Source organism: Pseudomonas avellanae BPIC 631 (assembly GCF_000444135.1).
Taxonomy (GTDB): Bacteria; Pseudomonadota; Gammaproteobacteria; order Pseudomonadales; family Pseudomonadaceae; genus Aquipseudomonas; species Aquipseudomonas avellanae.
In genome coordinates, this window is sequence record NZ_ATDK01000066.1 from 1 (window position 1) to 8,233 (window position 8,233).

At 58.3% G+C, this 8,233-nt stretch carries 11 protein-coding genes, 1 pseudogene and 1 riboswitch; of the genes and pseudogenes, 4 read left to right on the top strand and 8 right to left on the bottom strand.

Features of this window, described 5'->3' with window-relative positions; genetic code table 11:
• On the bottom strand, positions 1–342 hold a 342-nt coding region (locus tag DW49_RS0105235; protein WP_029768844.1), incomplete at its 3' end, for an AMP-binding protein.
• Positions 343–534: 192 nt separating this feature from the next.
• Positions 535–1,167, bottom strand: a complete 633-nt coding sequence (locus DW49_RS0105240; protein ID WP_005615250.1) for a LysE family translocator — start codon at positions 1,165–1,167, stop codon at positions 535–537.
• A gap of 238 nt (positions 1,168–1,405) precedes the next feature.
• Between DW49_RS0105240 and DW49_RS0105245 the strand changes: the two genes are divergently transcribed.
• Both DW49_RS0105245 and DW49_RS0105250 read left to right on the top strand, forming a co-directional pair.
• Positions 1,406–2,404 carry a class I SAM-dependent methyltransferase gene (locus DW49_RS0105245; protein ID WP_024420840.1) on the top strand — a complete coding sequence of 333 codons (999 nt, stop codon included), beginning with the start codon at positions 1,406–1,408 and terminating at the stop codon, positions 2,402–2,404.
• Between the two features lie 39 nt (positions 2,405–2,443).
• Positions 2,444–2,582, top strand: a riboswitch (yybP-ykoY riboswitch).
• 69 nt (positions 2,583–2,651) lie between these two features.
• On the top strand, positions 2,652–3,236 hold the full coding sequence (locus DW49_RS0105250; RefSeq protein ID WP_003379249.1) for a TMEM165/GDT1 family protein: 585 nt from the start codon (positions 2,652–2,654) through the stop codon (positions 3,234–3,236).
• Between the two features lie 56 nt (positions 3,237–3,292).
• On the opposite strand, the gene DW49_RS0105255 is transcribed toward DW49_RS0105250, so the two are convergent.
• The 4 genes from DW49_RS0105255 to DW49_RS0105270 form a co-directional block, all read right to left on the bottom strand.
• Positions 3,293–4,111: a M48 family metallopeptidase gene (locus DW49_RS0105255; protein ID WP_005615244.1), complete on the bottom strand. Its 819-nt coding sequence runs from the start codon at positions 4,109–4,111 to the stop codon at positions 3,293–3,295.
• 183 nt (positions 4,112–4,294) lie between these two features.
• Complete coding sequence (locus DW49_RS0105260; protein WP_024420842.1) at positions 4,295–4,924, bottom strand: SOS response-associated peptidase; 630 nt, start codon at positions 4,922–4,924, stop codon at positions 4,295–4,297.
• Positions 4,925–4,952: 28 nt separating this feature from the next.
• A complete protein-coding gene (locus tag DW49_RS0105265) occupies positions 4,953–5,213 on the bottom strand; it encodes a putative signal transducing protein (protein WP_003379244.1) in 261 nt (86 codons plus the stop codon).
• A complete protein-coding gene (locus DW49_RS0105270) occupies positions 5,213–5,395 on the bottom strand; it encodes a CPXCG motif-containing cysteine-rich protein (RefSeq protein WP_003318204.1) in 183 nt (60 codons plus the stop codon). The genes DW49_RS0105265 and DW49_RS0105270 overlap by 1 nt, the downstream gene beginning before the upstream one ends.
• Positions 5,396–5,501: 106 nt before the next feature.
• Here DW49_RS0105270 and DW49_RS0105275 point away from each other — a divergent pair, with 106 nt between their 5' ends.
• Both DW49_RS0105275 and DW49_RS0105280 read left to right on the top strand, forming a co-directional pair.
• Entirely contained in the window at positions 5,502–6,665 is a 1,164-nt protein-coding gene (locus DW49_RS0105275; RefSeq protein WP_032616599.1) for a 1-acyl-sn-glycerol-3-phosphate acyltransferase, read from the top strand.
• A gap of 297 nt (positions 6,666–6,962) precedes the next feature.
• Positions 6,963–7,169, top strand: coding sequence for a hypothetical protein (locus tag DW49_RS0105280; RefSeq protein ID WP_003379241.1), 207 nt, complete (start codon positions 6,963–6,965; stop codon positions 7,167–7,169).
• Positions 7,170–7,273: 104 nt separating this feature from the next.
• Here DW49_RS0105280 and DW49_RS0105285 read toward each other — a convergent pair whose 3' ends face one another.
• Together DW49_RS0105285 and DW49_RS1000000131730 are read right to left on the bottom strand one after the other, a co-directional pair.
• Positions 7,274–7,957 carry a retron system putative HNH endonuclease gene (locus DW49_RS0105285; RefSeq protein WP_259645545.1) on the bottom strand — a complete coding sequence of 228 codons (684 nt, stop codon included), beginning with the start codon at positions 7,955–7,957 and terminating at the stop codon, positions 7,274–7,276.
• A gap of 155 nt (positions 7,958–8,112) precedes the next feature.
• A pseudogene (locus tag DW49_RS1000000131730) lies at positions 8,113–8,233 on the bottom strand (IS3 family transposase); the annotation flags it as partial.

An 8,233-nucleotide genomic window follows, 5' to 3' on the forward strand; every position in this document is an offset into this window, starting at 1 on the left:
AGCCTTATAAACCGGGGCTTCTGGACCCATAAAAACAAAAGGGCCATTCACGGTGTGAATGACCGCGCCAATCATCGGGATGGCAAACATGCATTCCAGATAACGGTGACTGTCCCAGTCCATGACCGCCACCGTGTCACCGGCCTTTACACCGGCAGCCGTCAGCACATTGGCCAGACGGCAGATGCGCTCTTTAAGGGTCGGGTAGCTGTAGCGGACGGAATCACGGTAAATAATCTCACGCGTCTTTTCATAGCGACTGCCGGATAACAGCAGGCTTTTGATCAGCAGAGGATACTGGTAAGCGCCATCGGCAGGCGGAAGAACGCGAGTCTGTAACATATGAGTCCCTTTTCAAAGTCCACAGGAGAGGCTGGAAATATGGACTCTAGGGCCCTCGGCTGCCAGTGAAATCGGTCAAAGGAATGATTTGGGAAGGTGTATCGGCAGCGAAGTCAGCTATTTGCCAGCTATTTTTGAAAGGGGGATTCGACGCTGCACATGCTGAGTCGACAGCCCCCCTATACCCGCCAATCAGCGCACTTCGGTGAGCGCAAGCTTGATCCCCAACGCTACCAGCACGCCGCCCATGGCCCGATCGAACCAGTGCCCCATGCGTGCAAAACCGGCGCGCACCCGCGCCTGACTGAACAACCGCGCCACCAGACAGAACCAGGCCGCCGTCGCAGCCGCAAGGTAGACGCCATAGCCGCCCTGCACCAGCAAGGGTGTGTGCGGGTTGATCACGACGGTGAACAACGACAGGAAAAAAAGCGTTGCCTTGGGGTTCAGGCCATTGGTGACAAAGCCGCTGATGTAGGCACTTCGTGGGCTGCGCTCACCGGCAACGGCCTTGATGGCGGCATCGTCCGTCGCCGCGGCAGGTTTGGCGCGCAGGGCCTTGATGCCGATGTACAGCAGGTAGGCGGCGGCCGCCCATTTCAAGGCATTGAACAGCACGATGGACTGGGAAACGATAATCCCGATGCCCAGCAGCGAATAGCCCACATGCACAAAGATCGCCGAGCCAACCCCCAGCGCCGCCCAGGTGCCGGCCTTGCGGCCATGAGTCACGCTTTCACGCACCACCACTGCAAAATCAGGCCCGGGGCTGGCGACGGCCAGCAGGTGGATCAGCGCGACGGTAAGAAATTCTGCCCAGTACATGCGGGGGCCTCCTGGAGGGTTGACGTCAGACTCGCAAGATTACGCCGTCTGATGCCTTCGCGACAGGTGCCAGCATTTTGCGACGCAGAGCGTCGAGAACTGCATTCCCACGCCGGAGCCGTGCGCAACGATAATCGTAACTATCGTGCGACGCTCTGCGTCGGCATGCCGTTCCGGACGCTCCGCGTCCTCCTGACTCATATCCTGTTAGACTCCGCGCTTTTTCAGGAGCCATTCCATGGACCCGCGCAGTGAAGTGTTACTCCGTCAACCCGAGCTGTTTCAGGGCTCGCTGTTGCTGGTCGGGCTGCCTGCCGATGACCTGCTCGGAAAACTGCCGAACGCGCGTGGTTGGTGCTGGCATGCCGGTGATCAGGCCGCACTGGATGCGCGGTTTGAAGGGCATGTGGATTTCGGCGTTGAAGCGCCAGAGGCCGCCTTTGACGCCGCTGTGCTGTTCCTGCCCAAGGCCCGCGACCTGACCGATTACCTGCTCAATGCGCTGGCGTCCCGCCTTGCCGGGCGCGAGTTGTTTCTGGTAGGCGAAAAACGTGGCGGAATCGAAGCCGCCGCCAAACAGCTGAGCCCATTCGGCCGCGCGCGCAAGCTCGACAGCGCCCGCCATTGCCAGCTCTGGCAGGTCACTGTCGAAAACGCTCCGCAAGCCGTCACCCTGGAAAGCCTCGCCCGGCCTTATCAAATCGAACTGCAGGACGGCCCGCTCACCGTCATCAGCCTGCCCGGTGTGTTCAGTCACGGGCGGCTGGATCGTGGCTCGGCACTTCTGCTGGAAAACATCGACAAGCTGCCCAGTGGCAACCTGCTCGACTTCGGCTGTGGTGCCGGGGTGCTCGGTGCAGCGGTCAAACGTCGCTACCCGCACAACGACGTGGTCATGCTGGATGTGGATGCCTTTGCTACCGCAAGCTCGCGCCTGACCCTGGCCGCCAATGGCCTGGAAGCACAGGTTTTGACCGGTGACGGAATCGATGCCGCACCGATGGGTTTGAACACTATTCTGAGCAACCCGCCGTTCCATGTCGGGGTCCACACCGACTACATGGCAACAGAGAACTTGCTGAAAAAAGCACGTCAACATCTGAAATCAGGCGGCGAACTGCGCCTGGTAGCGAATAACTTTCTGCGTTACCAGCCGCTGATCGAAGAGCATGTGGGCTACTGCCACGTCAAGGCTCAGGGCAACGGTTTCAAAATCTACAGCGCCAAACGCTCTTGAAAATAAGCGCTTGCCGAAACGTTTTTACGGAGGCAGAATCCGCTCCGTCCTAGGGGAGTAGTCTCCCACGAGCGCCATGCTCGTCCGGCACGTATCAACATACTTGGTCCTCAGACCATGGTACGTGCGACCCAGAATCCGCTCAGACGGATCGGTGGTTTGACAAGACCTATGACACGAACACCTTACCCGGGGCGGGGAGGTCGTACGTGTCATAGCCGTGTCGACCCGCCCCTTAGGAAACCTGATGCTGGAATCATTCTTAGTCCCTACCGCAGTGGTTGCGCTCGCCGAAATCGGTGACAAGACGCAATTGCTCGCGCTCATCCTCGCCGCACGCTTTCGCAAGCCATGGCCAATCATCGCAGGCATCGTCGCCGCCACCCTGGCCAACCATGCGGCAGCCGGCGCGGTAGGCGCCTGGTTCAGCACCTTCCTCTCTGACGCCGTGCTGCACTGGATTCTCGCCGCCAGTTTCACGGCCACGGCGCTGTGGACCCTGGTGCCGGACAAGATGGATGACGACGAGGCCAGCACCGCGCGTAAATTCGGCCCGTTCATGACCACCCTGATCACCTTCTTCATCGCTGAAATCGGCGACAAGACGCAAATCGCCACCGTCATGCTGGCGGCGCAATATTCTTATCTGTGGCTGGTCATTCTCGGCACGACGCTGGGCATGCTGCTGGCCAACGTGCCGGTGGTGCTGGCAGGTAATTTTGCCGCAGACAAGTTGCCATTGACGCTGATCCGCCGTCTGGCAGCCTGCGCGTTTTTCGTACTGGCATTGGTGGCGGTCTACAAGGCGATGCAGGTCAGCGGCTGGGTGTGACGATGCCTGTCATAGCGCTGCGGTGAATGCCGCAGCGCTGTGACAATGAACGTCGATCAGGATTTAGGGGCTTGCTGATACAGCGGCATGACTTTGGGAATGGCAGCCTGCAAGGAGGAGATGCGGTTTTCCGAAGCAGGGTGAGTGCTCATGAATTCGGGCTGCGAACCGCCGGAATTCCGGGTCATTTTCTGCCACAGGGTAATGGCCGCATTAGGGTTGTAACCGGCGCGAGCGGCCAGTTCCAGACCGAGCAAATCCGCCTCGTTTTCGTTGCTGCGGCTGTTGGGCAGCGTCAGGCTGTAATTCACGACGGTATCGGCCAGCGCCAGGCTGTCCTGCCCAAGCCCCAACAAGGCGCCAGCACCCTGCTTGGCCATGGACACACCGTAGGCCTTGGACATCGCTTCACGGCCATGCTCGCGCAGGGCATGAGCGATCTCGTGGCCCATGACCGCAGCGAGTTCATCGTCGGTCAGTTTGAGGGTGTCGATCAGACCGCTGTAAACGAAAATCTTGCCGCCAGGGCCGCAGTTGGCGTTCAGTTCGTCACTCTTGATCAGATTGACTTCCCACTGCCATTGAGCCGAGTCAGGCCGCAGTTTCGGGGCCTGGGCAATCAGTCGATCGGCGATCGCACGAACACGCTTGGCGTTCGCACTGGTGGTGTCCAGGACGCCTTTGCTGGTCGCTTCAGTGACTGTCTGCTGATAGGACTGGGCGTACATTTTGTTGACTTCATCGGTGGAGAGCATGCTGAACATGTACTGCTTGCGCTCGACACCGACCGAATCGCCACTCGTGGTATTGATTGCCTGACACCCGCCGAGCAGCAACGCGGCGCTCAAAGCACAGAAGGCAAATGACTGACGCATGGTGAATCTCCTTGATTGTGAAGCGATCATTCTCGGGGCAGATCTCTGCGCCAGATACCCGATAACCGGCAGCCTGGGCGTTGATAGAGCTAGAGGGTGCCCGCAAACGTGTGCAGTTTGTATCAGATGTGCCTCAAGGCGGATATCGGATTTGTCTGATTCGCGACTTTTAACGCTGCCCACCTAACTCAAGGGCGTCAGGCACTCGGGCGCATTGAGTTTCGGATCGTTGACCAGATTGGCCAGCGGCCGCTCCCTCAGGGCTGTCTGCGGCGCTGCCAGCAAGGCTTGCAGGGTCGACAGCGGTGTGTCGGCCGCCAGCCAGTCTTTCTGGCCATGGGCATCCAGAATCAACGGGCGACGTTGCGTCGCTGCCGCTTGCGTAACCACCGCCACGCTCAGGTACGTATGCCCCTGCACAGGGTACGCTTCCCATATGGCCGCGAAAAACAGGGCGGCGCCCTCCCCCGGCGTCAACCAGAACGGGCGCTTGCGCAAATTGCCACGCCACTCGTAAAAGCCATTGGCCGGAAGCAGGCAGCGACGGTGCGCAAACGCGTCGCGGAACATGGGTTGCTCGGCAACGGTTTCGGCTCGCGCATGGGCGGGTGTTTTCGAAAGATCAGTGAGCCAGGCCGGCGTCAGCCCCCAGCGCGCGCGCACCAGCTCGATACCGTCCTTGTTTTCGGCGGCACGCATGATCAATACCCAGTCGGCTGGGGAAATATTCCATTGCGCCTGCTGATCGGCAGGAAAACCGGGCAAGGCGGCAAAGGCAGGGGTCCAGCGAAACAGGGCGTAGCGTCCACACATGGGGGTTAATCAGACTCTTTGATCGTGCTCAGCACACGAGTACATCGGGAAAGTCATCCGGCTCATCACCGAACAAGGGCAAGGCGCTATTGTACGCAGTGATCAGCTCGCGTGCCCGTGCGACCTGCGCATCTTCGACCTTGAGCGCCAGAAGCCCCAAACCCGGCAACTCACCCATCGCACCGAGCAGGTCACGACCGGCCAGGTGAGCCTTGATGCCCTCGCTGGCAAGCATCGCCTGCAGCAACTCGGCCTCCATGAGGTTTTCGGGCTCGTAGACTTTCTGCATCACTCGTTCTCGCTGCGAACGTCCAGATTCCAGTCTTCGCCGTCGGTCTGCAGATCGAAAACGATCGGGCGACAGCAGACCGGGCAGTCCTCAATGTACTGTTGATCGCCGCCAGACAAGTCCAGCACAGCCTCGACAGGTTCGCCACAATAAGGGCAGTCGTAGCTCTGTAATTCCTGCATCACGGCCTCCGGGATCAGTTATGCGTATAATTGCCCTATTCTTCAGACGGCAGTTTTAACAAAACTGTCTTCTTTTTACCCTATCCGTTTCAAACAAGAGAGCATGATGGGCGAATTCGATGCCATCCGACCTTACAACGACGCAGAAGTCCCCGCTGTCTTGGCACGTCTGCTGAGCGACAAAGCCTTTCTCGCCATCCTGACCAAATTCCGTTTTCCTCGCCTGGCAGGCACGCTCGGCTGGATCCTGCAGCCCACCCTGGCACGCAAGCTGCGCCGTGAGTTTGCCGGCATCGACTCGGTCGCCACGTTGCAGGACAAGGTCGAATATTACGTCGATCACACCATCGAGCGCGCGACCGACGGGGTGACGTACACCGGCGTCGAGCAACTCAAGTCCGGTAGCGCCTATCTGTTTCTGGCCAACCACCGCGATATCGTGATGGACCCGGCGTTCGTCAACTATGCCGTGTACCACGCAGGCTTGCCCACTCCGCGTATCGCCATTGGCGACAACCTGCTGCAAAAGCCGTTTGTCAGCGACCTGATGCGCTTGAACAAGAGCTTCATCGTGCACCGCTCGATCATCGGGCGTCGCGAGAGAATGGCGGCTTACCAGTTGCTGTCGGCGTACATCAATCATTCGATTACCAAGGATTGCCAATCCATATGGATCGCTCAGGCCGAAGGCCGCGCCAAGGACGGTGATGATCGCACCGAGTCGGCAATCCTCAAGATGTTCCACATGAGCCGCAAGGACGAGCCGTTTGGCGACGTGATTCGCTCTCTGAACCTGATCCCTGTGTCGATCAGCTATGAGTACGACCCGTGCGACAGCGCCAAGGCCCGCGAGCTGTATATCCGCGCCACGACGGGCTCTTACACCAAGACGCCTGGCGAAGACGATGTGAGCATCGCCTTGGGGATCACCGGCTACAAAGGCCGCGTGCACGTGAATTTTGCGCCGCCGATCACCGAACAGTTCGATGACACCAAGCAATTGGCCATTGAAATGGACCGGCAGATCCTCGGCGGCTATCGCTTGTTCCCGGTGCACTATCTGGCGTACGCGCAATGGAGCGACGCTGACCCGAGCCTTGCAGTACCGCCAGCGTCCGCAGTGTTTGCGGCCGACGAACTCGAACGCGCCAGAGATGAATGGGAAGGTCGCCTGGCAGGCGTGCCGAGCGAGCACCGCCCTTACCTGATCCAGCAATACGCGACACCGGTGCGCAACCAGTACCGGGTCAAGGCGGGGTTGGCGCTTTGATAAGATCCTGAGAGAACCTATCGTTCCTCATGCATGGCAATGCCTTGGGTGACGCTCTGCGTCACTGCGCGCTAACGCGCTAAAGGTCGGACGCAGAGCGTCCAGAACTGCATTCCTACGCGGAGCGTAAGGAACGATGAGTACAAGAGAGCACGCATCGTACCCATGCTCTGCGTGGGCATGTAGCCCCGGAAACATCCTGCATGACAATTCGCTTCCGTTGTCACTCAAGCGTAACGCGACGGCTGCATTGTGTGGCTCCTCGAGAAACGGACTTCACTCTTTTTGGAGCTTGTCATGTTGCACGCAAAAAATCAGGATCGCCTTTACCTTATCGCCCAGAGCGATGAGCAGCAGGAGTTGATCGATGGCTTGGCCTTCAACGTTCAAGACCGCCACTGGCTGGTCTATTGCGCCCTCGGCGGACATGTTCACCATGACCTGCCGGATCTGGATCAAGACACCGGTTTCAGTTTTCTGGATTTTTATCAGCAGGCGGCTTGAGGCCTACCTAAGCCGCATACCAGAAAACAAAAAGCCCGGCCCCTTCAACAAGGGCTGGGCTTTTTATCACTTTGCCGCTATGACAGGATGATTGGCTAGAGTTGTTACCAGCGACCAGCCTCTTGATCAAGGACCTCTTCAGCGATACCTCCGAAAAAATTCCGGGTAATACTGAAAAACTGACTTAAACTCGCACCCACAGGGATGAGATCAATCCCCGCCAGGCAATGCAGACTCATATCTTGATCAACATGATCTTCAAAAAGCCCTTCCAACTCATCCCACCAGGCTTGTCGCAAGTCCTGGAGATAAGGGCTGTTAAGGTTTAGCAGGTCGATGGTGTATTCAGCTCGGTCAACTTCATCCAGTGACAATCCGTCAGCAGGCACTACACGGCCGTCAGACAAATAGGCGAAGAAGCGCGAACAGTCGGGCATGTGACACGAGACGAAGCGAGCCATGTCGACCCCTTTCGACTTACCTGACGCGTGCCCACCAAATACCTCAGCGCCTTGTATTTTCAACACTTCCAGATCGCTCTGACTGTCCAGCGCGCAGGCAGCGAGGTTGTTGTAGTCAAACGTACGCTGAGGGTGTTGGCTCTTGTTTTCGACGTGCTCTATATGGAAACTCAGGCCAACCCGGTCAGGTCGAATTTCGCTGTAGCAACACAATCCGTACTGCTCCTCCAAAAGACAGCCCAGTACCTGAGGCTTGTAGCCAAAACTACTCCACCGGCTTGTGGAGGTGTCGCTGGTAACAGGCGGGCTGCAATGTGAACGGGTCAACTGATAAGGTCCGCCTCCCCGCTTGTGTACTGATCTCATCCCCTCAATGCCTTCTGCCGCTTTATGCTGCGCTGCAGTTGAGGGTGTTGCTCGGTTAGAGCCTCCGTTATCTGCTGCATCAGCAAGATCGCCTGTGGTTCGTCATAGTGTAGTGGTCAACTCATCCCGGACACGACGTTAAGGTTTTTCTCGTACTGAGCGGGCGCCAGTCCATCATTGAACTGGTGTGGCCGAATCCAGTTGTAGCGATGCATCAGATAATGACTGATATCCCGC